The organism is Silvania hatchlandensis (genome assembly GCF_025564065.1).
Taxonomy (GTDB): Bacteria; Pseudomonadota; Gammaproteobacteria; order Enterobacterales; family Enterobacteriaceae; genus Enterobacter; species Enterobacter hatchlandensis.
The window spans coordinates 1-255 of record NZ_JAMGZK010000009.1 but is presented as its reverse complement, the minus strand read 5'-3'; the positions used below and the strand labels follow the sequence as shown (position 1 = coordinate 255).

At 52.5% G+C, this 255-nt stretch carries 1 rRNA gene; it reads left to right on the top strand.

The window, feature by feature from the left end:
• Positions 1-255 (top strand): 23S ribosomal RNA (locus tag M8014_RS22925); the annotation flags it as partial.

Genomic DNA, 255 nt, shown 5'->3' with positions numbered 1-255 from the left:
AACCGAGATTCCCCCAGTAGCGGCGAGCGAACGGGGAACAGCCCAGAGTCTGAATCAGCATGTGTGTTAGTGGAACGGTCTGGAAAGTCCGACGGTACAGGGTGATAGTCCCGTACACAAAAATGCATATGTTGTGAACTCGAAGAGTAGGGCGGGACACGTGGTATCCTGTCTGAATATGGGGGGACCATCCTCCAAGGCTAAATACTCCTGACTGACCGATAGTGAACCAGTACCGTGAGGGAAAGGCGAAAA